General features: G+C 70.6%; 17 protein-coding genes. 9 read left to right on the forward strand and 8 right to left on the reverse strand.

The genetic code is table 11. The features are described 5' to 3' along the window. Positions 1–5: 5 nt before the first annotated feature. The 5 genes from WME90_RS20900 to WME90_RS20920 all read right to left on the reverse strand — a co-directional run bounded on the left by WME90_RS20900 (position 6) and on the right by WME90_RS20920 (position 6,038). Positions 6–1,763 carry a hypothetical protein gene (locus WME90_RS20900; RefSeq protein WP_437282921.1) on the reverse strand — a complete coding sequence of 586 codons (1,758 nt, stop codon included), beginning with the start codon at positions 1,761–1,763 and terminating at the stop codon, positions 6–8. 380 nt (positions 1,764–2,143) lie between these two features. Continuing rightward, a complete protein-coding gene (locus WME90_RS20905; RefSeq protein ID WP_437282922.1) occupies positions 2,144–3,025 on the reverse strand; it encodes an ABC transporter ATP-binding protein in 882 nt (293 codons plus the stop codon). Then, the gene (locus WME90_RS20910; RefSeq protein WP_437282923.1) at positions 3,022–3,858 is read right to left on the reverse strand and encodes an ABC transporter ATP-binding protein; all 837 of its coding nucleotides are present in this window, start codon (positions 3,856–3,858) and stop codon (positions 3,022–3,024) included. The genes WME90_RS20905 and WME90_RS20910 overlap by 4 nt, the downstream gene beginning before the upstream one ends. Then, on the reverse strand, positions 3,858–4,655 hold the full coding sequence (ntrB, locus tag WME90_RS20915) for a nitrate ABC transporter permease (RefSeq protein WP_437282924.1): 798 nt from the start codon (positions 4,653–4,655) through the stop codon (positions 3,858–3,860). Before ntrB ends, WME90_RS20910 begins: the two co-directional genes overlap by 1 nt. 63 nt (positions 4,656–4,718) lie before the next feature. Beyond that, on the reverse strand, positions 4,719–6,038 hold the full coding sequence (locus WME90_RS20920) for a CmpA/NrtA family ABC transporter substrate-binding protein (RefSeq protein WP_437282925.1): 1,320 nt from the start codon (positions 6,036–6,038) through the stop codon (positions 4,719–4,721). Positions 6,039–6,324: 286 nt separating this feature from the next. On the opposite strand from WME90_RS20920, the gene WME90_RS20925 reads away from it, so the two are divergent. From WME90_RS20925 to WME90_RS20960, 8 genes are all read left to right on the forward strand, one after another. Beyond that, positions 6,325–6,474: a hypothetical protein gene (locus WME90_RS20925; RefSeq protein ID WP_437282926.1), complete on the forward strand. Its 150-nt coding sequence runs from the start codon at positions 6,325–6,327 to the stop codon at positions 6,472–6,474. Positions 6,475–6,559: 85 nt separating this feature from the next. Further along, positions 6,560–7,417, forward strand: coding sequence for a fibrinogen-like YCDxxxxGGGW domain-containing protein (locus tag WME90_RS20930; RefSeq protein WP_437282927.1), 858 nt, complete (start codon positions 6,560–6,562; stop codon positions 7,415–7,417). Between the two features lie 141 nt (positions 7,418–7,558). Continuing rightward, positions 7,559–8,458, forward strand: a complete 900-nt coding sequence (locus WME90_RS20935; protein ID WP_437282928.1) for a hypothetical protein — start codon at positions 7,559–7,561, stop codon at positions 8,456–8,458. Further along, positions 8,458–10,332, forward strand: coding sequence for a hypothetical protein (locus WME90_RS20940; protein WP_437282929.1), 1,875 nt, complete (start codon positions 8,458–8,460; stop codon positions 10,330–10,332). The genes WME90_RS20935 and WME90_RS20940 overlap by 1 nt, the downstream gene beginning before the upstream one ends. 177 nt (positions 10,333–10,509) lie before the next feature. Then, positions 10,510–12,762 carry a hypothetical protein gene (locus WME90_RS20945; RefSeq protein WP_437282930.1) on the forward strand — a complete coding sequence of 751 codons (2,253 nt, stop codon included), beginning with the start codon at positions 10,510–10,512 and terminating at the stop codon, positions 12,760–12,762. Continuing rightward, complete coding sequence (locus WME90_RS20950; protein WP_437282931.1) at positions 12,759–13,406, forward strand: hypothetical protein; 648 nt, start codon at positions 12,759–12,761, stop codon at positions 13,404–13,406. The genes WME90_RS20945 and WME90_RS20950 overlap by 4 nt, the downstream gene beginning before the upstream one ends. A gap of 6 nt (positions 13,407–13,412) precedes the next feature. Then, a complete protein-coding gene (locus WME90_RS20955; protein WP_437282932.1) occupies positions 13,413–14,354 on the forward strand; it encodes a formylglycine-generating enzyme family protein in 942 nt (313 codons plus the stop codon). A 625-nt stretch (positions 14,355–14,979) separates the two neighbouring features. Further along, positions 14,980–16,761, forward strand: a complete 1,782-nt coding sequence (locus tag WME90_RS20960; RefSeq protein ID WP_437282933.1) for a hypothetical protein — start codon at positions 14,980–14,982, stop codon at positions 16,759–16,761. A gap of 120 nt (positions 16,762–16,881) precedes the next feature. On the opposite strand, the gene WME90_RS20965 is transcribed toward WME90_RS20960, so the two are convergent. Further along, positions 16,882–18,408, reverse strand: coding sequence for an L-fucose/L-arabinose isomerase family protein (locus WME90_RS20965; RefSeq protein ID WP_437282934.1), 1,527 nt, complete (start codon positions 18,406–18,408; stop codon positions 16,882–16,884). Between the two features lie 2 nt (positions 18,409–18,410). After that, complete coding sequence (locus WME90_RS20970; RefSeq protein ID WP_437282935.1) at positions 18,411–18,536, reverse strand: hypothetical protein; 126 nt, start codon at positions 18,534–18,536, stop codon at positions 18,411–18,413. A gap of 179 nt (positions 18,537–18,715) precedes the next feature. Here WME90_RS20970 and WME90_RS20975 point away from each other — a divergent pair, with 179 nt between their 5' ends. Next, on the forward strand, positions 18,716–19,750 hold the full coding sequence (locus WME90_RS20975; protein ID WP_437282936.1) for a LacI family DNA-binding transcriptional regulator: 1,035 nt from the start codon (positions 18,716–18,718) through the stop codon (positions 19,748–19,750). A gap of 237 nt (positions 19,751–19,987) precedes the next feature. Here WME90_RS20975 and WME90_RS20980 read toward each other — a convergent pair whose 3' ends face one another. Next, on the reverse strand, positions 19,988–20,629 hold the full coding sequence (locus tag WME90_RS20980; RefSeq protein ID WP_437282937.1) for a uracil-DNA glycosylase family protein: 642 nt from the start codon (positions 20,627–20,629) through the stop codon (positions 19,988–19,990). Between the last annotated feature and the right edge of the window lie 146 nt (positions 20,630–20,775).

Below are 20,775 nucleotides of genomic sequence, written 5' to 3' on the forward strand. Positions count from 1 at the left end.
CCGAGTCATCCCGGAGGAATGCGGCAGATGCCGTTATAACACTGCACCGTTCCAGCATTGCAGCAGTCGGACGTCACGCCGCAGAGCTGCCCGTACTCGGCACATCGCGGCGGGGCGCCGCCCGTCCCGTCCGATCCGCCGCTGCCGCCCGCGCCCCCGGCGCCGCCCGTCCCGCCGGTCGCGCCCGAGCTCCCAGTCGAACCCGAGCTCCCGGTCGCGCCCGACGGGGAGTCCGGCGTCGTGCACGTGCCAGAGACGGAGCCCGGCTCGTACTCGCACGTCGTTCCGACGCAGCAGTCGCCGTTGTTCGTGCAGGGACCACCCGCCGTGACACATTGGGGCGACGTCTCTCCGGGGGTGCCGTAACACTGGAGGTGTCCGGATGCGGAGTTCAGCACGCAGGGAGCGCCGTCGCAGCAGTCGTCGGCGGATGCGCAGTCCTCGCCTGCCTGGCGGCAGGCGGTGAGCGCGTTGCAGCGAGGCACGCCGAGGGCGTCGAGGCGGCAGTTGCTGGCGTGGCCGAGGTAGCTGCAGCAGTTGTTGGGAGCGCTGGTGGACGTGTCCGAACAATAGCTGTCCTTGAAGTGACAGACGCCGCCCTGGGGCGTGCAGCCGTTCGGGTTGCGGCAGCGGCCGATCTCCCCGTCCGGATCCCCCGCCTTGTCGCAGACGACGTTGCCCGCGCCCGGCAGAGCGGCGGTGCGGTCGCCGCCGCAGCAGTCCTCGTTGCGCCGGCACAGGGCGCCGTTCACGCGGCACCCGCTCGGCGGCTGGCAGACGGCGATGCCGGTGGGGCCGTACGGCGCGCAGACGCGGCTGCAGCAGAAGCCGCAGCTATTGCAGACCGCGCCGTCGATGCCGCCGCTGCTGCAGCGGGTAGGCGTCGCCGGCTCGGCGCCGCAGTAGCCCGCGGGGTCGGATGCGTTCCGCTTCACGCACACGCCGGTACAGCAGTCGCTGTCGCCCGTGCAGACGTCGTTTCGCTGGACACAGAACGAGGAGTAAAGGACGCAGCGGTTGTCCCGCCCGCAGAGCTGGGAGCAACACTGGCTGTCCTCGGTGCACGGGTTGCCGCCCGTCTGGCACGCGGTGGCGCCGTTGATGTCGCTGCACGTCCCGCCGGCGCACATGCCGCTGCAGCACGCGGCGCCGCCCGCTGTGCAGGCGGACCCGTCGGGGAGGCAGGCGGTCGCGCTGCACCTGCCCGAGGTGCAGTTGAGGCTGCAGCACTCCGAGGATCCCTCGCACGCGGCGCCTGTCCCGAGGCAGACGCTGAGGGGCGAGGCGCACGTGCGCGTCGCTGTGTCGCAGATGCCGGAACAGCAATCTCCGGAGCTCGCGCACGTGGCACCGTAGGGCTCGCAGCTCGGCACCTCGACGCCCGTGTCAGGGCCGCCCGAGCCGCCGACGCCGTCCATACCGCCGGCGCCCGCGCCACCAGCGCCCGTGCTTGCGCCACCCGCGCCCGCGCCGCCCGCGCCGCCCGCGCCGCCCGCGCCGCCCGCGCCGCCCGCACCCGCACCACCGGCACCCGTGCCCGCGCCGCCGTCTCCGGAGCTGGCCGACCCGCCGGCGCCGCCCGTTCCTGTCGTCCCGCCGCCAGCGTTGCCCCCGCCGGAGGAGCTGCCCTCGACCGTGCCCGAGGAGGGCCCCGCCGTGGGCGAGACGCCACCTTCGCCGCCCGAGCCGGTGCCGCTGGACGAGCCGCAGGCGCCGGAGAGCCATACCATGCCGACAGCCGCGAAGATTCGAGATACGCGCATACACTTTCCTCGCTTGATCGCTTGCCGCAACCGACGCAGTCGGAGAAAAGATACATTCGCGCAACTCCAGCTTGTCCGGATGGCTTTTGTTCTAGGGTGTGCCCCTCTCCCTCGACTTTTGTCGGAGGTGGTGAGCCTCGTGAGCGATGCACACACAGACGCGCGCAGCACAGCGCTCGCGCTCGCCTGGCAGCAACGTGCTCTGCCCCGAACGGCCAGCGAGGCCGCGATCCGCGCTATGGTGAGGTTCGTCGCAAAGAGCCCTCGAATGAGGAAGCGACGCAATGAAGTCCTCGAGAGGAGAGGACATGCAGGCTCATCGGAGAGGGGCGCTCATGGGAGCAGCCCGGCGATCGCCGCCCCCTCCCCTTCCCCCGGGGCTACGCCGATGACCTCGTCCCCTTCCAGAGGGCGTTCCAGAACCGTCCTGTCTTCACGGCCGCCTCCGGGACGGGCTCACGCGCGTTCTCCGCGGCGGGCTTCTCCGGGTGCGCCTGGCCCTCGAGGAACGTGATCAGCCGCTCTCGGAGAGGATAGTACATCGGATCCTCGAGCACCGCCTGACGGTCCCTCGGGTGCGGGAACGGCACCTCCAGGATCTCGCCGACCCGCGCCCCCGGCCCGCTCGTCATCATCGCGATGCGGTCCGACAGGAACAGGGCCTCGTCGACGTCGTGCGTGACCATCAGCGCCGTCTTGTGGTCCTCTGCCCACAGGTTCATGAGCACCTCCTGGAGCTCGAACCGGGTGAGCGAGTCGAGCATGCCGAAGGGCTCGTCGAGGAGCAGCATCTTGGGCGACAGGGCGAAGGCGCGCGCCAGCCCGACCCGCTGCTGCATCCCGGACGACAGCTCGCGCGGCCTCTTGTGCATGGACTCCTCGAGCCCGACGAGCTCGAGGTAGTGCGTCGCTATCTCGATGCGGTCCTTCCTGCTCTTCTGCCGGTGGACCTGCTCGACCCCGAGCAGGACGTTCTCGAGCGCCGTCATCCAGTGCAGGAGGCAGGGCGACTGGAACACGACCCCTCGGTCGGGGCCAGGCCCCCGGATCTGCCTGCCCGCGAGGACGATGCCGCCGCTCGTGATCTCGGAGAGGCCCGCGACCATCGACAGCACGGTGGACTTCCCGCACCCGGAGTGGCCGATGAGCGACAGGAACTCGCCCCGCCTCAGGTTGAGATCGAAGTTCCGGACGACGACCGAGGGGCCTTTGGGCGTGGGAAAGGTCTTCGTGATGTTCCAGATCTCGAGGTACTTCTTCATGCGACCGCCTCCGCGCTCCGCGCTGCACCGGGCGCGCTCTCGCCCGCCGTCGGCCCGGCGCCCGGGCCGAGCAGGTAGCTGATCACCGCGCCGCGGATCTCCTTGAAGCGCGGGTCGTGGTTGATGGCCTTGCGATCCCGAGGGCGCTCGAGATCGACGGGGATCCCCGGCCCCAGCGTGGCCCGAGGGCCCTTGCTGAGCGGGAGGATCCGGTCGGCGAGGAGGATGCCCTCGTCGACGTCGTTCGTGATGAGGAGCACGGTCTTCCGGGTGGCCCGCCAGATCCGCGCGATCTCGTCCTGGAGCGTCGCTCGCGTGAGCGCGTCCAGCGCGCCGAAGGGCTCGTCCATCAAGAGGACCTCCGGATCCATGGCGAGCGCCCGCGCCACCGAGACCCGCTGGCGCATGCCCCCGGAGAGCTGCGCCGGCTTCTTGTCCCGGGCCTCGGTGAGCTTCACCATGGCGATGTAGCGCTCGGTGTGCTCCCGCTTCCTCTCCGCGGACCAGGCGCCGAAGATCTGGTCCACGGCCAGGTGGATGTTCTCGTAGACCGTGAGCCAGGGCAGGAGCGAGTAGTTCTGGAAGATGACGCCGCGGTCGGGCCCCGGCCCCTCGATCGCCTTCCCGTTCAGCTTGACCTCCCCGGTGTCCGGCCGGAGGAGCCCGGCGATGAGGGACATGAGCGTCGTCTTGCCGGCGCCCGAATAGCCGACGACGGCGACGAGCTCGCCCTTCTCGATCTCCAGGTTGATGTCCCTGAGCACCTCGGTGCGGGTGGCCCCGCCGCCATAACTCTTCCCCACATTGCGGAGCTCGACGAGCGGCATGGACATCACGCTCCCGCCAGCTTGAGCCGGCGCTCGACGAGGCTCATCAGGGCGTCGAGGAGGAAGCCGACGACCCCGATGGTGATGATGCACAGGATGATGTGCTCGTAGATGAGGCTGTTGTACTCCTGCCAGAGGAAGCCGCCGACCCCCGGCGAGCCGGTCAGCATCTCCACCGCGACGATGACCAGCCAGGCGATGCCCAGGCTGAGCCGGAAGCCCGTGAACATGTAGGGGAGCGCCGCGGGGAGCTGCACCTTGAACAGCGTCTTCACCCGCGAGAGCCTGAGCACCCGGGCGACGTTCATGTAGTCCTGCGGGATCGACCGCACCCCGAGCGCGGTGTTCAGGACCGTCGGCCACATCGAGCACATCGCGATGGTGAAGACGCCGGCGGGGTCGGGCTTCTGGAAGAGCACGAGGCCGAGCGGGAGCCAGGCGAGCGGCGACACGGGGCGGAGGATCTGGATGATGGGATCGAAGCTCGACCTGAACAGCTTCGACGCGCCCAGGAAGAACCCGATCGGCGTCCCGAGCAGGATCGCCAGCGTGTAGCCCTTGGCGACCCGCTGGAGCGAGTACCAGGTGAAGCGGAGGATACCCTGATCGAGCTCTCCCCGCTTCTCGAACGGCTCGAAGATGTAAGGCCTGCTCACCTCCCACGTCTTGAGCGGAGAGGGCAGCGCCTGGGCCCACAGGCTGCTCGCGGCGGCCCATAGACCGATCACGCACGCCACCCCGAAGAGGGGCAGGATCATGTGGTCGACTCGAATCCTCGGAGAGATCGCCTTCGCCTCGCTCATGCAGCACTCCTCTTCCTCTTCCGACTCCGCCGCCGCGCCTCCCGCCGGCCCGGCGACGTGGGTTCATCCCTTCAGGGCGTGGACCGGGAACGACGTCGCGTACGTCTCCGGGTCCTTCGGATCGAACGTCACGCCGTCGAACAGCGCCTCGGGCGCGTCGCTCCGGCCGCCGTGCGCGACCCCGAGCTCCTTCATGGCCTCTTCGTAGAGATCGGGGCGCATGACCTGCTTGACGACGCCCTCGTAGTCCGGCTTCCCCTCCACCATGCCCCACCGGCGGAACTGGCTGAGCCACCAGAGAGCGAACTTGGGCTGAGGGTAGTTGCAGCCCCGCTCGCTGAAGATCATGTAGTCCTTGTCCTCTTTCTTGCGCCCGTCGCCGTAGTCGTAGTGCCCCTGGAGTCGGCCGAGGATGAGCTCCGGCGGACAGTTGATGTACGTGGGCCTCGACACGATGTCCGCCTGCTCGGGGCGGTTGTCGAGCTTGTCCAGCCAGACGCTCGCCTCGTGGAGCGCCTTGATCACGGCCTTCACCGTCTTCGGGTTCTTGTCGGCGAACTCCGCGGTGAACGCGCACACCTTCTCGGGGTGGTCTCTCCAGAGCTCCTGCGTGGTCATGGCCGTGTAGCCGATCTGGTCGGAGATCGCCCTGGCGTTCCACGGCTCGCCGACGCAGAAGCCGTCCATCTTTCCCACCTTCATGTTGGCGACCATCTGGGCGGGCGGGATGGTCACGAGCGCGACGTCCTTGTCCGGGTGGACGCCGCCCGCGCCCAGGTAATAACGGGTCCACATGGCGTGCGTTCCAGGCGGGAACGTCATCGCGAAGGTCATGGGCGCTCCCTTCTCCTTGGCCTCCTCGACGAACGGCTTGAGCGCCTTGGGATCCCCGGCCACCTTGCCCCGGAGATCGCTCTTGATCGTCAGCGCCTGGCCGTTGCGGTTGAGCAGCCACGGGATGACCATGGGCTTCTTCGGCGATCCGAGGAGCCCCATCGTCGAGGCGAGCGGCATGCCGAAGAGCATGTGCGTCGCCTGGAGATCCCCGTTCGTCAGCGAGTCGCGGATCGCCGCCCAGCTCGCGCCCTTCACGATGGTCGAGCTGATGCCGTACTTCTTGAAGAACCCCTTCTCGTGGGCGATCACGAGAGGAGAGCAGTCGGTCAGCGCGATGATGCCGAAGCGCAGATCGGACACCTCCGGCTTGGCGGCGTCCGGTACGAGGGGCGCGGCGTTCGACGCGGGCTTCGCCGACGCTTCGGAGCGCGATTCGCAGGCGGGGAGGAGCGCGGCTCCCCCGAGCGCGAGCGCGCCGCCGAGGAAATGCCGGCGGCCCTGGGGCGTGCCTCTCGGGGCCTCACGCGAAGGTTCTCGTCTCTTCATTCCAAGGATCCTTTGCTGGGATGACCGTGGAGCCGCGGGCGCGTGGAGAGGGACACGCCCGCCGGTCGGGGCAGACTGGACGGCTGCGCTCCGGAGGCGCCGTCCGTGAAATCGCCTGTTCGTTCCAGGGTGAGCCAGGCCAGCTCCGCGGCGAGATCGGCGGGGTGAGATCGAGGTCGCCGCGGGTGTGCGCCCTAGATGGTCTCAGCCAATCACGGGCCCATGATTTGCCAAGGACGATGCATGGACGCGTGTTTCTATCAAGTTTCTGTAGGATATTTTTTCATTGTTCGACATCGCCTGCGCCGCGCTCGTCACGGCGCCATCCGTCGCCATCATCGCCATCGTCACCCCCATCACCATCAACGATTGCGGGGCAGCCGCTTGCCAGTGGACGGGCGCGGACGGGCCGGTCGCTTGCCAGGCCCCGGGGTGAGGCGGTAGCGTCCGCGCGGCGCAGGCGGATCGTCACGCAGATCCGGCTGGGATGATGCGGCAGGCAGGAGGTAGAGGGAGCGAGGATGACGAGCGGGTCCGCGAGATGGGCAGCAGGGGCGGCGGCGTGGCTTCTGGCGTGCGGGTGTACGTCCCTCGCCGGGCTCGATAGGCCCTATCACCTCGAAGCGGGCGGGGACGGCGGCGGTGGAGGTGGGGGCGGCGGTGGCGCCGGCGGGGAAGATTGCGCCGACGCGGCGAGCGCAGGGTGCGTCTACGACCGGTGCGGCGCCGTCCCCGCGAGCGCCCCGAGCGGCGTCTACACGCTCGATCCCGACGGGCCCGGCGCGCAGGAGCCGATCGAGGTCTACTGCGGTGAGCCGCTGGACAATGACCGGTGGGCGCTCGTCTACAACAGCGTCGGGGCGGCGGACGGCGCGACGCTCCCGTTCTGGAAGATCCTGTATGCCGATCGGCTCGCCGCCAAGGGGACGCCGTCGCTCGACGGCAACCATTACCAGCCGTCGCTGTACATCGCGGGCCGGGAATACCGCGACGAGATCGAGGACATCGCGGGGACCGTCGCCGAGGTGATGCGCGCGACCGCCGAGGGGATCGACACCGAGGACATGCACCTCTTCACGCCGATCCGCGTCGCCGGTGATGAGCACCTCTTTTCATGGCAATTCGGCACCGGGTGGTCCTCGCCTGATTTCGATGCAGACACCAAGGACGACGGCAATTGCGCGGGCGCCTATGCGGGCGTCACGCAGCACTACGGGGGTTGCTTCGTCTACAACCTCGGCGCCGACGACGATGAGCCGATCGAGGACGAGGGCTGGGGCCCGCACATGAGCACCCCGGACGCGACGTCGTACGGTCTCTCGGACGACGGCAGCGGCTATACGCGCCTGCAGCGGATCTCCCGCTGGACCCGCTGGTGATCGCGCCTGCCCGGGTCAGGGCGATCGCCGACGATCCTCGCGAGTGACAGCCGCGTTGAGCACGGTTCATGACGCGTCTTGCGCTTGACGTTCGATCATGGATTCGGCGACCTTTGCGTGACCCACATCACAGGAGCCTTCATGCGCCATCGCTTTCCCATCATCGCCCTGTTGACGGCTGCCTCCCTCCTGCTCGGCGCGAGCGCTCACGCCGCCGACGGAGAGGACGAAGTCACGCTCAAGAACGGCGGCACGATCCGTGGCACCGTCGTCTCGTCCGAGCCCGGGGCGAGCGTGAAGATCATCGAGCTGGGCGCGAAGGAGGTGCGCGTCATCCCCTGGGCCGAGGTGTCGGACGTGGAGCGCGGGAAGTTTGCGCCGAAGAGCGCCCCGCAGCCCGGGCCTGCGGGGCCGGGCTACGGCGCCGCACCGCCGCCGACGCCGATCCCGGCCCCCGAGCCGACGCTCGGCGCGCCAGGCGTGGTGAGGCTGCACGTCGAGAGCCCGACGCCGGTTCGGGTGCTCACGGAAGGCGCCACGACGTACGGCGCTGTTCGAGGCTACGGCTTTGCCATCCAGGAGATCCGGCACGTCTGCACCTCGCCGTGCGACAAGGTGATCGACGGCAGGGAGGGGCGTCAGTTCTCGCTCTTGTCGGAGGAGGTGCCGCCGCCGGATCCGTTCACGTTCGCGCAGATGACGGGCGACGTCACCCTTCACGTGGACCCCGGCAGCTACGGGCGCCGCACCGCCGCGTCCTGGCTGAACATTCTGGGCCTCACCGCCGCGGTCACGGGCGGCACCCTGTGGTTTGTGAGCAGCATCGGCACGGACGTCGACTCGGACCCCTCGAACGACGACGGCGGCGGGGCTCTCAAGACCGTGGGCATCGTCTCGCTCATCGGCGGCGGCGCAGCGCTCGCCGGCGGCATCGTGCTGTGGGCGACGTCGGGCACGTCGGTCACGCTCGAGCAGCGCGGTCAGAAGCCGGCTGGCAAGGCGGCGCAGGTCAAGCCGCGCTACTGGCTGGGCGAGTTCTGATGCGCTGGCGCGGGCTCCACGGGCTCCTCGCGCTCTGGCTCGGCGCGGGCTGCAACGGCGCGGCGCCCGCCAGCCCGCCGCGCAGCCCCGGAGAGCCCGCCGCATCGGCGCCACGGAAGTCGTTCACGCTCGGCGATGGCGCCGTCGAGGAGGTCGTGCGGGCGGTGAGCGCCGCGCGACAGCTGTCGCCGACGAGGCCGGTCGGCGTCGTGCGGCTCGACCACGCGCGCTTCCTGGAGCGCCTGCTCGCCGGCCGGGACGCGGAGCCTTCGCCGGACGGCGCGCTCAGCGCCGAGGCCGCGTTCCTGCTCGGCTTCAACTTCCTCCCGCAGCCCGGACAGCGCGGCGGGCTCTCCACCGTCGACGAGGTGCTGAAGGAGCAGGTCGTCGGCTTCTACAGCCGCTCGGCGGACAAGGTCTTCATCCCCGACGTGGCCCTAGCGTCCGAGGACGAGCTGCTCGAGCAGCGCGCGGTGCTCGCGCACGAGGTGCAGCACGCGCTTCAGGCGCAGCATTTCCCCGACATGCCCGAGGCGAGGAGCTCGGACGAGGCCATCGCGCAGCTCGCGCTCATCGAGGGCGACGCGATGGTGACCATGGGCGCATGGCTCGGCGCCGAGGCCGGCGCGCCGGTGGGGCGCACGCTGCGGCGGATCCTGGAGGTGACGAAGCGCGTCCCGCTCGCGAGCGTCACGCGCGGCGAGGCGAGCACCAAGCTCGACAAGGCGCTCGATCTGACGAAGAAGCGCCTCGAGTTCCCCTACCGCGACGGGATGCTGCTGGTCACCGACGTGTATCGCGCCGGCGGCTTCCCGCTCGTCGACAAGATGTACACGCGCTTGCCGCGCAGCACCGAGCAGGTGCTGCACCCCGAGAAGTACCTCGCGGGCGAGGCCCCGCGGCCCTTCGCCGATCCCCGGCCGCCGCCGGGTTACGAGCTGTCCGCCGCCGACACGCTCGGCGAGCTCGACACGCGCATCCTCCTCGAGCGCTGCGTCGGCGCGGAGGTCGCCGAGCGCACGGCCGCGGGCTGGGCGGGCGATCGCTTCGGCGTGTTCGCCGGGCCGGATCGGCGCCTGGCGACGGCGTGGATCAGCGCGTGGGACACCGAGGAGGACGCGGAGGAGCTCGAGGCCGCGCTGGGCCAGAGCGCGGCCTGCTGGCACGAGAACGCGCTCGGGCTCGGGCGCGGCGATTACACGATCGGCGCCAACATCGCGGTCCGCCGACAGGGCAAGCTCGTCGCGTTCGTGCGCGGCTTACCCGAGCGCGCCGAGGCCGCGCTCGTGCCGCAGCTCTTCGCGCTCGCCGGGCCGGAACCAAGGCCGACGCCGCTCACCCATCTCTCGATCCCACCGCGCGTCAGCCTCCCTGAGCCGACGCCGGGCCGCCTCGAAGGCGACGTGTACCGCAACGGCTGGCTCGACGTCGTCGGCCGTGTGCCGCAGGGCATGCTCGGCCATGTGGGTGGGGACGTCGAGCTCGTGGTCGAGCGGCCCGACACGCTCGTGCGCGGCGGCATGTCGGTGTCCACGCGCATCACCAGCGACGCCGAGAACGAGAAGACCTTCGGCGAAGTGCAGGAGTCGTTCGTCCGGGATGTCGCCGCGCTCTCCATGCGCGTCGAGGCGCTCGGCGGCGGCCCGGTGACGACAGCGCTCGGCGCGGGCGTGGAGCGTACGTGGCGGGTCGTCGGCACATGGGTGGAGCTCCGGCTCGTGCTCGTCCCGATCTGCGCGGGTACGGGGTCGATCGTGTTCGTTCAGGCCTACGGCGATCCCTATGCGCGCAGCGTGCTCGACAGCTGGATGAACAGCTTCCGCTGGACCCACGGGCGCAACCTCACCGCGTGCGACTTTCTCGATCCGAAGTAGCCGCGGCGCGACCGCGGCCGAAAGAATGGAGACGGCGGGCGGCCCTCCTGATGAACCCGGATGACCGGATCACCGGGATCACCGGAATCACCGGACGAGAGGAGCAGCGCTGTCGCGCCCTCCCCCAGCGCGGCCGTTGACCCGGGACGCGAGAGCGCGCGAACATCCGGTGATCCCTTGTCGATCCCCCCTGCGACACGCCACCTCGCCGCGCCCCTCGCGCTCGCGGCGACCCTAGCGCTCACCGCGAGCGCGTGCTCCCGCGACCCCGCGCCCGGCGCAGACGCGGGCGCCCCGAGCGGCAGCGCCGGCGCCCCGGCCAGCAGCGCGAGCGCTCCGGCCGCTCCCCTGCCGCCGTCCACGGCCGCGCCGCTGCGCGCGCCGGTCCGCGAGGGCGGCGCCCTCGCCCGCAGCGCGCGCGAGGACGCGCTCTATGTCGCCGACGAGGACCACGGCGTGGTGCGCGTCGTGCCGCTGCCGCTCGACCCCGCCCGGCCCGGCACTGGCGTGCCCGCTCCAGGCAGGCCCGCGCAGGTGCTCGCGCTCGGCGGGCGCGGCGGCGACGACGCGCGCGTCCTCGTTACCGTCCGTGACCCGGGGCTCTTGCTGATCTTCCGGCCGGATCCGGCGGGCGGGCTCGTCGAGGTGGGCCGCGTGCCGCTGCCCGCCGACGCATGGGGCATCGCGGTCACGCCTGACGAGAAGACCGCGATCGTGACCTCGGCGTGGACCCACGAGGTCTCGGCCGTCGACCTCGAGGCCCAAAAGACGCGGTGGACCGTCGACGTGGCGCGCGAGCCGCGGGGCGTGGCGGTGCTGCCCGACGGCAGCGCCGCGTACGTGAGCCACCTCGTCGGCGCCGATCTCACGAGGATCGACGATCTCGGCGGGGCGCCGAAGATCCGGCGCGTCGCCCTGCCCGCCTCGCCGCTGCGCGCCCCGTCGGGCGAGCGGCTCGCCGCGTCGCTGGGCTACGCGCTCTCGCTCTCCGAGGACGGGCGGCGCCTGTTCGCGGCGCGGCACGCGCTCGGCGCCATGGGCCACGCCGCGTGGTTCGGCGCGGCGACCGTGGACGTGCTGATCACCGGCCGGGACGAGCCGCTCGCCCCGGCGCACCACGGCAACCTGCCGGTGATCCGGTCGGCGTTCGCGGAGCAGGTGATCACGCCGGAGAGCGTCATCACCTTGCCGGGCGCGGTCGTCACGCCCGTCACCCAGCCGCGCGCCATGGCGTACCGCAAGCGCGCGCGCACGCTGCTCATCGCGGGCGAAGGCGACGACCTCGTGCTCGAGGTGGACGCGACCGCGGTGGATCCGACGCTCGCGATCGTAAGGAGCTACCCGGTCGGCGGCCGCTACGATCCATACATCCGCGTGGCGGGCACGTGCGGCGCGCCGACCGGCCTCGCGCTCTCCGCGGACGAGGCGACCGCGTGGGTCTTCTGCCGCTCGACCGGCGACGTGGCGGCGCTCCGGCTGCACGATGCGACGGCGGACCCGGCCGCCGCGCCCGCGGGCGCGGCGGGCTCGACGGGCGCGCCCGGCCCCGCGCCGGCGTCGGCTGCGTCGGGCTCGACGGGCGCGCCCGGCCCCGCGCCGGTGTCGGCCGCGCCGGGTGTGGCGGAGGGGCCGACGGCGCTCGTGCACCTCGCCGACGATCCGCTCGGCCCGGAGGTCGCGAAGGGCCGCCGGCTCTTCTACAGCGCGCTCGACGCCACGGTGAGCGGCAACCTCGGCTGCGCGGGCTGCCACCCCGACGGGCGCGACGACGGGTACGTCTGGCGCGAGGCCACGTTCAGCACGGCCGACGGCGAGCACGCGAACTTCGTCGGAAGGCCGGAGAACATCCCCGAGGTCGCCAAGAAGCGCGGGTTCGCGCGGCGCACGCCGATGCTCGCCGGCAACGTGAGCGCGGCCGGACCGTACGGCTGGCACGGCGAGAGCGAGGATCTCGTCGGGAGGCTGCAGACGGGCATGGGGCTGCACCGGTGGGGCGGGCTGCCGATCGACAACACGCCGGCCGGTCTGACGGCGCGGGCCACCTATCTCGCGATGTTCCTCCGCCGGGGCCTCGTGACGCCGCCGCGCGCCGAGGGGGCGCCGGACGAGCGCGTGAAGCGCGGCCGGGAGATCTTCCACAGCGAGGAGGCGAAGTGCTCCCGCTGCCACGTGCCCGCGAGCGATTACACAGATCGCACGGCGTACCCGATGCCGAAGCGACCACCGCCGCCGGGCTACGACGAGGATCCGCGCCCCGAGTACAAGACGCCGTCGCTGCGCTTCGTGGGAGGCCGACCGCCCTACCTTCACGACGGGCGCGCCGGCACGCTGGCGGAGCTCATCGAGCAGAACGCCGACTGGATGGGCAAGACCAGCCACCTGTCGGCCGACGACAAGGCGGCGCTCGTGGCGTTCCTGGAGACGTTATGAAGCCGCGCTCCGTGTTGCTCGCCTTGATGGGCGCTGGCGTGGCCTCCGCCCTGGCCGTGGCGCCCAGGGCACCCAGCGCGCAGCCCGGCGCCGCGCCCAAGGCCGCAGCGAGCGCCGCGGCCGATGCCGGCGTGACGAACGCCACCGCGACCGATGCCGGCGCGACCGGTGCCGGCGCGACCGGTGCCGGCGCGACCGGTGCCGGCGCGACCGGTGCCGGCGACGAGCTGCCCCTCGACGCCGTGCCCTTCCCGGCCGAGCCGTCGAAACAGCCGACCGCCGCCGAGTGGAAGGCGGCCCCCCGCGTCCGCCTCTCGCGCGCCGGCCCCGCGGCCGCGGGCTGCCGCGCCTACCGGGCGAGGGAGTGGCTGCGCGTCCGCTGCCCGGAGCTCACCGTCTCAGCCATCTCGCTGCTCGGCGGGAAGGCCGAGGGCGTGGCCTTCTGGATCGATCCGCCCCGCGGCGGCAGCGAGCTCCCCCGCGGGGGCGAGGTGATGTTCCCGATCCGCCGCGGCGATCGGCGGGTGATCCAGATCCTGACGTTCGGCCCGGGTTATGACGGGCCGTTCACCTTGTTGCCGGCGATCGTCATCCAGGAGCAATGGCTGGACGACGAGCCGGCGCCGACCGTGACCGCCTCCTGAGACACCATGCGATCCCACACAACGCTCCTCGCCCTCTCTTCGCTGTTCCTCCCTGCCGCCGCGAGCGGCGTCCTCCTCGTCGCGTGCGGCGCCGCGCCCGCCGCTCCCGACGGCCCGCCCGCCGGTCCGGCGCCCGCTGCGCAGCCTGCGGCCACAGGCACCCCTTCGGCGGAGGCGACGAGCGCCCCGGTCCCGCCGCAGCCCGGGCCGGCGGTGGCATCGGCGCCCGCGAGCGCCGGGCAGGCCGGCGCCGAGCCGACCGCGGCCCCCGCCGAGGCGGCGAAGCCCTCGGACGGCTGCCCCGACGGCATGGCCCGGGTCCCGGGCGGCAGCTTCGTGATGGGCCCGCTCAAGGTGAAGGCCACCGTGGGCGACCTCTGCGTCGACAGGACCGAGGTCACCGCCGAGGCCTTCGCCGCGTGCGTCAAGGCTGGCAAGTGTACGGATAAATTCGCGGATTGCGCCAAGGAGGCGTCGACCTACGGCGTGCCCGGCAAGGAGAAGCAGCCGATGGTCTGCGTCGACTTCGCGCAGGCCGAGGCCTACTGCGCGGCGCAGGGCAAGCGGCTGCCGCGCGACGACGAGTGGGAGTGGGCGGCCCGCGGCGGCGAGGAGGCGCGGCCTTATCCGTGGGGCGAAGAGGCCCCGAAGGATCAGCTCTGCTGGTCCGGCGGCGGCACCGTGCGCAAGACCGCGTGCGACGTGGGGAGCTTCCCTGCAGGCGCGAGCCCGCAGGGCATCCAGGACATGGCGGGCAACGTCTTCGAGTGGACCACCAACGCCAACGACGCCAAGGGCAAGATGCGCGTCGCCCGCGGCGGAAGCTGGCGCGACGGCATCCCGCCGCTCGTCAGGACCGCGCGGCCGGGTGGCTTCGAGGCGACGTACCGCTGCGGTTTCCTCGGGATCCGCTGCGTCGTCGAGCCGGCGGCCCAGGCGACAAAGTAAGCCCCGCCGCGTCGGCCAGCGCCCGGCACGCCCGGAGGAGCGGCTGCCCGCGCTACGTCACGTCCGGCTCGGAGGGCCAGGCCACCAGCGCTCCCCGCCGCGCGGTGAATGGCTCGACCCATTCTCGGGCTTCCAACATGAGATCGGATCTCTGCCCACAAGGCGTCAATGACAGTCCGGCGTGGCGTCGCCACCGGGGCAAGCCGCGCTGACCTTCGGCTGAGGGACGCTGCACGCTGCGAGGCCCTCGACTACGTTGTTCGAAGTCGGATCGGGGCCCACTTGGGCCGAGTCCCACCCGCTCACGATGCCGGCCCCCGCCGATTCGACTACGCATGTCGGCCGAGCGAGGGGGCCGTTTCCAACAACCCCTCTGGTGTCGACGCGCCCGCTCGCGTGGAGGGAGCTCCTGGATCTGCTCCCTGCCGCTGCGGCCTACCGCAGCGCCGGTGTCGACAAGACTGCACAAGTGCCAGAGGAGCAGAAGTCGACGCATTGCTGCACGCTCCTGCTGCAACGATTCGCCATCTCCGGTCTCGGCGGTCGGGGCGAAATGCATTAGGGTCGATCGGCAGATCGAGGCGTGGAAGGGCGCCGAGCTCCGGCGCCTGGTGGGAGCAGCGCGATGAACGAGATCAATTTCTACGAGCTGCCGCGTGCCATTCAGGACGGCGTGATCGAGGCGTTCCGCGGGCGGTTCGCGCCGGCGCCGATCGTCAGCCGGTTCGGGACCCGGCGTACCATCGTGGCCTGGCTCGCGGTCAGCGTCGCGTCGGGCCTCCTGCTGGCGGCGCTCTGTGCGGCCGGCTTCGGCGACGTCAACAGCGTCCTCGCGCTCCACCCGACGGCGGCCGCCGCCGCGTACGTGCTGCTCGCCGCGACCACCGTCATCGGCGTGCTCCAGGCGCTCGCCTACAACGCCGACCTGATCACGCTGCCGTTCACGCCCGGCCTGTTCGTCTTCCCCGCGAGCCTGATCGACGCGCGTGACCACAGGCTCCGGGTCTTCTCGCTCGCGGAGCTCTCGCGCGTCTCGGCGAGCGCGCGGGGCGCCGTGGTGCTCACGTTCGGCGGCACGCAGCACGCATTTCCCCTCGAGGACCCGTCGCGCTCGGGCGACGTGATCCGGGAGGTCGAAGCGGCGTGCAGCCGCATGAAAGCACAGCCCGACCCCGCGGAGCTGCGCCGGCTCGATCCGTTCGCGCCGCCTGCCATCGAGAGCCCGTTCGCGTCGCCGATCCCGCTCTCGCGCCAGGTCCCGGGGTGGCGAAGTTATGCATGGCTCCTCGCGGCCGCGGTCGGCGTGGCCTTCGGCCTGGGGCTCTTCTTCCTCCGCAACCGGATGAGCGACGCTCGGATGTACGCCGCGGCGCGGGCGCGCGACGACGTGGCCGCGTACCAGAGCTACATCACGCGCGGCCGCGGCCACGGGGAGGTCGTCTCGCAGGTGCTGCTGCCACGGGCCGAGCTGCGCCTCGCTGTGGCGAAGGGCTCGGTGGAGGCCATCGACGACTTCACCCGCGCCCACCCCAAGACGGGCATCCAGGCCGAGGTCGCCGCGGCCCGCAGCGCCGCGCTCGCCGCGGAGCTCGAGCGGGCGCGGGCGGTGGGCACGCTCGCGGCGCTGCTGGCGTTCGCGGAGCGCTACCCGAAGCACGGCCTGGACAAGGCGTTCAACGACGCCAGGCACGCGCTCTATGCGCGCGCGCTCGATCGGTACAAGAGCGAGATGCCCGAAGGGAGCGAGCAGAACGCGGATTTCGTGCGGCGGCTCCTTGCCCACGCGGAGCGCGTGGGGCCCAAGATCACCCCGGAAGGCCTCCGCGGCCCGGCCGTCCAGGTCCGCTTCCGGCGGCTTCCGTCGCAGGACCTGGAGCGCGCCGACGACATCGTCAGAAAGATCCCGATGTTCAGCGGCGCCACATCCCTGCCGACGCGCTACGTGGATGCGACCCGACTCGATCCCCAGGCGAAGCGGACCGCGTCGGCCCTGGCGGAGGGGCTCGCGCGGGGGTTCGAGCCGGAGCTCGTCACCTTCGAGCCGGGCCCGCCCTTCGAGGGCGCCGCCGAGGACCAGCTCACCGTGACGTCCCCCTCCCTGGTGGTGAGCTATCGCGTCGAGTCGTCCGGGATCGCCCATGCCAGCAAGAAGCCGCCGCTCATCATCATGGGGCTCAAGTTCTTCTTCAAAGCGGAGTTCATCTTGCCCGGAGATGCGGAGCCGCTGGTCGCGAGCCACAAGATCGCGCGGCGGGTCCCGGCCGGGCTCATCCAACAGCAGACCCCCGCCCCGCGCCCTGGGACGCTCGAGGCCATCGTCTACGAGGCCATGATGCGCGAAGCCTTCGTCGACCTCGAGGAGCGCTACCTCTCCAAGTGGTTCCGGAAGCGCGACGCGCCCCAGTGAGGGTGGACGAGCTCCTCAGCGTTCCTGGTACGATACACGACCTGCGAGGTCGCCGCCGCGTTCACCCGGCACATCTCCGGGGCCCTGGCCGCGCGCAGGGCGCCGCGGGGCGGCGCGGCCTCAGAGCTCGCCCACCTGGCTGTGCTCGTAGAAATCGACCAGCGCTTGTCCGCTACGGCCGAGGCCCGCCTGGGCATTGATGTAGGGCACCGCGTCTCGAATCGCCTTCATCGTCAGCTCGATGTTCTTCTGCGTCCCGACCACGAGGGCGGTGTGGTGCTCCACCGCCCGCTCGGGCTGCGTCAAATAGCGAAAGAGCTCTTGAATGCGCGGGATCCGGATGCGGCCGCGCGTGCCGAACGTGTCGATGCCTTCTTCGCTGACCCGGCCCACCCCGCCGTAGAGGAACACGCTGCCTTCGCGCGCGTTGGTGCAGGGTCTCAGAAAAGCGCAGGTGCCCGCCTTGAGCTCGCCGTCGACCGCGCCCCAGGTGTTCTCCGCGCCGATGTCGGCCTGGGTGGCCAGGATCTCCTGGCGCGTGATGCGGGCGCCGGGGCGCATCACGCTCTTGGCCCAGACGCCGCAGTGGAAGAGATCCACCTCCTCGCGCTCGTCATCGTACATGTTGTTCCAGTCGCCCAGCAGCGGCACGAGCCCGGAAGCGCACTGGAGCATGTACATCCCCATCCAGCCCGCGATGTCGGTCTCGCAGGCGGCGGGGATGAGCTTGTCCGAGAGCATGCTCATGCAGGTGCAGGGCATCACGCCCACCTCTCCGCCAATCTGGTACTTCTGCATCTCCGTCCAGCAGCGCACCGCGATGCCGTCGAGATCATTCTCTTTCACGAAGCGATCGAACACGACGCCCATCCGGGCGATCGCTTCCAGGGAGGCGCGCGGAACGTCAGCCGCTGCGATGTAGCCGGAGACGGCCTCCAGCTGAGCGGATAGCTCGCGCGGCGAGACCTTACGCATCTGTCGATCGAGCGCGATCAACTCCAGGCCGACCGTGCTCAGGCCCATGTGCCCCAGCAGCTCGGTGGAGACGTTTGTGACCGTCTGGAACGCGTCGGGCCCCGAGCCCACCAGCCCGAGGCGCACGCCGCGGCCCCGGCGACGGAACTTCGATGCCAGAACGCAGCTCGCGTGGAAGGCGTGGAGATCGTCCGCGAAGGCTGCCGAGCTCACGGCCTCGCAATGCTTGGACGTGAGGGTGTACGGGTAGCCGATGTGGCGGAGCGCGTTGGCGGCCGAAAAGCGCCCGCACGCCCCGTCCCGCCGGCCCTTCTGTCCCATGCGTCCCAGGCCCCGCACGTCAGGCTCGGTGTGGAGCAGCACCGGCACATCGAGATCGGCCAGCCGCAGAAAGTCCCGAATCCCGTTCTCATCGGAGAAATTGTACATCGAGCAGATGACGCCGATGGCCCCGCCGCCGTCGGGCGTGCGGCGGTACTGCTGGGCGACGCCAGCGGCCGCGCGCGCGTCGGCGTAGGTTTCGACGTTGCCGAGATCGACGTAGCGCACGCGCCCGCCGAGCACATGGCCCACGGCCGATTGGGTAGCTTTCGCTCCCTCCTCCGCGAACTCCGTCGGAAAGAAGCCCCGGTTGCCCATGAAGCCCAAAATCACCGGTTCACTCTGTGCCATCGCTATCTCCTGGAGCAGGCCACGCGGCGATGCACCTCGGCCGGGCGGAGCTCGAACGAGACCCCCGCCAGCGCGTCGACGCCGCCGAACGACGTTTCGATCTGGTGGATCCATGGAATCGCGGCCACGGCCCCCTCGCGCGCGAAGGACCGCAAACACCGGCCGCGTGTTCCTCTTCAAGACTATGCATGTCCGTGCTAGCGTCAACAGCTAATCCGAATTAGCTGAAGGGAGCGCGAGCTTGAACGATCCGTCCGACCCCCCCGACCCCGACCCCCGGCACGGGGCCGGTCTGCGTCCGATCCGTATGAAGGACATCGCCGAACGCCTGGGGCTGTCCCAGACCACGGTGTCTCACGTCCTCACGGGCAAGCACGCGAAATTTCGCATCAGCACCGCCACGGTGGAGCGGGTCTGGGAGCTGGCCCGGAAGCTGGGTTATCGGACGAACGCCATGGCCCAGGCGTTCCGGGAGCAAAAATCGTACGCGATCTCCCTCGCCGTCGAAGACCTGGCGAACCCGTTCTGGGCCGGGATAGCCGTCGGCGCGGAGCGCGAGGCCGAGCTCCACGGCTACGCCCTCGTGGTGAGCCACCTGGCCGGCAACGCGGGGCGCCAGCGTCGCGCGTTGCAGCTCGTGCACGATTCCCGGGTGGATGGGCTCATCGTGTCCCCGGTTTTCGGAGGGGATTGCGATCTCATCGCGGCGCACGAGCAGGGGCTTCCCTTTGTGCAGATCGACCGGGCGGTCCCGGACCTCGACGTGGCGTGCGTGCGCACCGATCACGCCGCCGGTTCGGTGCTGGCGCTCCACCACCTCCTCAGGCACGAGGATCGGTCGCTCGTTTACATCGGCGGCCCGCTCGACATCCCCACCTACAGACATCGTCTCGACGGGTTCCGGGCGGAGTTGACGCGGAGCGGCGTCGCGGCGGCGGCCATCGAGGAGTTGAAGGAGGCCACCCCGGAAGCAGCCGAGACGCGCATGGTCGAGCTTCTCCAGCGGCTGCGTGGACCTCTGGCCGTTTACGCAGCAAATTTCTGGAGCACTGTCGGGACCCTGCGGGGCATCCGCGCCGCCGGCCTCTCGGTGCCCGACGAGATCGACGTCGTAGGATTCGATGACATCCTGATGGCAGATCTCTTGCGCTATCCCGTCGCGACCGTCGATCAGGACGTCGGCGGGATAGGACGCGAAGCGGTCCGGCTGCTCCTCAAAAGGCTGGCGGGCGCCGAGGTCGCGCGAGAGGTCCTGCTCCCGCCTCGCCTCACCGCGCGAACATCGGAAATGCCGCCCAGCGAGGGGCGAGCTCGCGCGCGGACAGCCGACCGCTCACCTTGAACACCCGTACGGGGGGCACGATAAGCGGCGGCTGGGCGCGATCACCAAGCAAGGCAACGCCTATCTGCGGCAAGCCCCAAGGGCAAGGAATGCGGGAAAGAGAGAAACCGCAAGGGCGCAAGGGGCGCAATGAACCAGAAACGAGATAGATTCTTACCTTCCCCTTGCGCCCCTCGCGCCCTTGCGGTTTCTCTTCCCTTCTGTTGTAGTGAGGGCGGCGTCTGCTGCAAACCCGAGTTAGATCGCTTCGTCAGTCGCGAGGATGGGCAACAGAGCTTCGATGTCCGCGAGCTGCTCGGCTCGCGATCGACTGACACGACCCAGCGCGCTCGGATGGTAGAGCGGAAGCAGCATCCTGCCAAGCCACGGATGAGTACGGCCTGCGTGCTGTCGAAGTCTGAGACCGTGGCGCTCCAATCGGTCCACGGCGCTCAGGGCCTGCGCGCCGCTCGTGACGACCACTTTTGGATCGACGTCAGCGATCAGGCGCTCGAGCCAAGGAAGGCACGCGTTAAGTTGCCCACTCGAGACCGGAAACTTGCCTCCTCGAGCGGCAGGAAGGCACAGAACGGCGTTGGTGAACACGACATCGCTTGGCGTAAGCCCGACGTGCGCAAGCAGCTCGAGCATGAATCTGCCGGTGGGATCCGTGTCGGGGTCGCAAGTCATGCGCCCTTTGTCCGGCTCATAAGTGTCCGCCAGATTCGGGGCCTCGAAGACAAAGAGGAGCCGTCTTCGTATCGAGGATTCCAGGTGGAACAAGGGGCGAGCACGCCGCCCGTCAGGCTGAAAGTGGAGCCACCCGTGATCATGGCAGACGGCGCACGCCGAAGCGTCGCTTCGGAACGCTTGCAAGACATCAAGCGAAGGTTCGGGCATTCCTGAAAGCCTCGTCGGTCCAACGTACCAGGCTTCGGCTGCGCCGACCGAGCGAACGCGAGGGCGGCGTGTGCTCCTCCCGGAGCATCGTCCCAGCGTACCTCAGAGGCATCAGCGCTCGGGGGGCCGCCGTTTCCAGCGACGCG

The sequence above is a fragment of the Sorangium sp. So ce375 genome (assembly GCF_051473855.1).
Lineage (GTDB): Bacteria > Myxococcota_A > Polyangia > Polyangiales > Polyangiaceae > Sorangium.

Excerpts from the sequence above, each read along its gene's own strand:
- WME90_RS20900 (WP_437282921.1), bottom strand. The coding sequence starts at position 1,763 with ATGCGCGTATCTCGAATCTTCGCGGCTGTCGGCATGGTATGGCTCTCC.
- WME90_RS20905 (WP_437282922.1), bottom strand. The coding sequence starts at position 3,025 with ATGAAGAAGTACCTCGAGATCTGGAACATCACGAAGACCTTTCCCACG.
- WME90_RS20910 (WP_437282923.1), bottom strand. The coding sequence starts at position 3,858 with ATGTCCATGCCGCTCGTCGAGCTCCGCAATGTGGGGAAGAGTTATGGC.
- ntrB (WP_437282924.1), bottom strand. The coding sequence starts at position 4,655 with ATGAGCGAGGCGAAGGCGATCTCTCCGAGGATTCGAGTCGACCACATG.
- WME90_RS20920 (WP_437282925.1), bottom strand. The coding sequence starts at position 6,038 with ATGAAGAGACGAGAACCTTCGCGTGAGGCCCCGAGAGGCACGCCCCAG.
- WME90_RS20930 (WP_437282927.1), top strand. The coding sequence starts at position 6,560 with ATGACGAGCGGGTCCGCGAGATGGGCAGCAGGGGCGGCGGCGTGGCTT.
- WME90_RS20935 (WP_437282928.1), top strand. The coding sequence starts at position 7,559 with ATGCGCCATCGCTTTCCCATCATCGCCCTGTTGACGGCTGCCTCCCTC.
- WME90_RS20940 (WP_437282929.1), top strand. The coding sequence starts at position 8,458 with ATGCGCTGGCGCGGGCTCCACGGGCTCCTCGCGCTCTGGCTCGGCGCG.
- WME90_RS20950 (WP_437282931.1), top strand. The coding sequence starts at position 12,759 with ATGAAGCCGCGCTCCGTGTTGCTCGCCTTGATGGGCGCTGGCGTGGCC.
- WME90_RS20955 (WP_437282932.1), top strand. The coding sequence starts at position 13,413 with ATGCGATCCCACACAACGCTCCTCGCCCTCTCTTCGCTGTTCCTCCCT.
- WME90_RS20960 (WP_437282933.1), top strand. The coding sequence starts at position 14,980 with ATGAACGAGATCAATTTCTACGAGCTGCCGCGTGCCATTCAGGACGGC.
- WME90_RS20965 (WP_437282934.1), bottom strand. The coding sequence starts at position 18,408 with ATGGCACAGAGTGAACCGGTGATTTTGGGCTTCATGGGCAACCGGGGC.
- WME90_RS20975 (WP_437282936.1), top strand. The coding sequence starts at position 18,716 with ATGAAGGACATCGCCGAACGCCTGGGGCTGTCCCAGACCACGGTGTCT.
- WME90_RS20980 (WP_437282937.1), bottom strand. The coding sequence starts at position 20,629 with ATGCCCGAACCTTCGCTTGATGTCTTGCAAGCGTTCCGAAGCGACGCT.